Here is a 1,906-nt window from a genome sequence, read left to right as displayed (position 1 = left end):
AAGACCTGACGGGTAGAGGAACCTTTGATGCCCATTTTCTTTTCTTCTTCGTTCATCGTGATGCCACCGAAACCTTTTTCAACAATAAAAGCGGTCAGGTTTTTATCATCTTCGATTTTGGCAAAAACGATAAAAATATCTGCAAAGCCGGCATTGGAGATCCACATCTTCTGTCCATTGATGAGGTAGTGTTTTCCATCTGCAGTCAAGGTAGCTTTGGTCTTGCCGCTGTTGGCATCCGAACCAGCATCGGGTTCGGTCAGACAGTAGCATGCCGCCCATTCTCCTGTGGCCAACTTGGGGAGGTATTTTGATTTTTGCTCTTCTGTACCATAGTACAAAATAGGCAAAGTCCCGATCCCGGTATGAGCACCATAAGTGGTAGAAAATGAACCTGCACCCCCAATAATATCGGCAATCAGCATGGAGGTATTGAAACTCATCCCCATACCACCAAATTCTTCAGGGACAGAGATGCCCAATAGTCCGAGTTCACCTGCTTTTTTGAAAATTGAAGGAACAAGCTCCGGGTTTTTCATACTGTCAATTTCCTCGATTTTGGGATGGATCTCCGTATCGATAAAATCCTGACAGGCCTGCGCCATCATTTTTTGCTCCTCAGAAAACTCCTCAAATATGAAGATCTCCTGCGCCGCGGTTTCCTTGATCAGGAATTCACCGCCGTTAATTGAGTTTTTGGTTACTGTTGACATATATTTTATTACTTAAAGATTCATTTTAATGTGGTAGAAGCGAGATGCGAGATGCGAGAGATTAGACTCCGGGATAACGATCATTGGAAGTGGTCAATATGGATTAGATTCTACACTGAATTTGAAACCAATAATCATTTTTTGGATTTCATCTATGTCCTGATTCATTGAATCGAAAAGTTCCTGATCCAAAAGACCCACCCTATGGGCAATAATTGTCTGGGTCTCCAATTCAAAACTTTCTCCTAAACTGATGTCAAGGCAATTGGTAAATGCCCTAGATGTGTTTCTTGCTGAGCCCTCTGCAATATTTGAAGGTATGGATACACTAGATCTTCTCATTTGTGAGGTCATTCCAAACTTTTCTTCAGAAGGAAAAGTAGCAGTCATATGATAGACTTTGACGGCTAAATCAACTGATTTTTGCCAAACTTTAAGATTTTTAAAATTGTGTTTCAGTTTCATGATCCAATGATTTAAATTGTCAATAATTCATTTATCCTTTTTTATTTATCTCAGCTCTCGCTTCTCACGTCTCGCTTATCGCTTCTCAAATTTCACATCTACCTCAACAACTCATACACCCCCGCTACACCCTGTCCGCCGCCAACGCAAGCCGTCACCATGCCGTATTTTTTGTTTTGTCTGCGGAGTTCGTTGAATAATTGGACGGATAGTTTGGCGCCGGTACATCCTAGGGGGTGACCAAGTGCTACTGCGCCGCCGTTGACGTTGACTTTGTTGATGTCCATCTCCAGGGATTTGATGACCGCCAAACCTTGGGCAGCAAAGGCCTCATTCAATTCAATTAGGTCTATCTTATCCAAGGTCAATCCTGCCTGCTTGAGGGCTTTTGGAACTGCCTCTCTGGGTCCTATTCCCATTATTCTTGGTTCTACCCCAGCAACTGCATAAGCCATCATCCTTGCGATGGGCTCCAGATTCAGTTCTTTGACCATTCGCTCTGACATGACCACCACAAATGCGGCACCATCAGAGGTTTGGGAGGAATTACCTGCTGTCACCTGTCCACCCATTTTAAAGGCAGGCTTTAAGTTCGCAAGGCCTTCCATGGAGGTTCCCGGCCTTGGTCCTTCATCTGTGTCCACGATAGACTTCCTGGTTTTTCTTTTTCCATTTCCATCGATATAAGTTTCTTCCACTTCCACAGGCACGATTTCGTCTTTGAATTT

The 1,906-nt window shown here is 43.5% G+C and carries 3 protein-coding genes; all 3 read right to left on the bottom strand.

Annotation, left to right across the window (positions count from 1 at the left end; all coding sequences use genetic code 11):
* A partial coding sequence (locus tag ACEW8U_RS06215; RefSeq protein WP_373521172.1) for an acyl-CoA dehydrogenase family protein occupies positions 1-713 on the bottom strand: 713 nt, incomplete at its 3' end.
* 93 nt (positions 714-806) lie between these two features.
* A complete protein-coding gene (locus ACEW8U_RS06210; protein WP_373521171.1) occupies positions 807-1,178 on the bottom strand; it encodes a four helix bundle protein in 372 nt (123 codons plus the stop codon).
* 98 nt (positions 1,179-1,276) lie between these two features.
* A partial coding sequence (locus tag ACEW8U_RS06205) for an acetyl-CoA C-acyltransferase (protein ID WP_373521170.1) occupies positions 1,277-1,906 on the bottom strand: 630 nt, incomplete at its 5' end.

The organism is Aquiflexum sp., from assembly GCF_041751335.1.
Classification (GTDB): domain Bacteria; phylum Bacteroidota; class Bacteroidia; order Cytophagales; family Cyclobacteriaceae; genus Aquiflexum.
The sequence above is the reverse complement of the archived record's forward strand: the minus strand, read 5'-3'. Positions and strand labels throughout refer to the sequence as shown.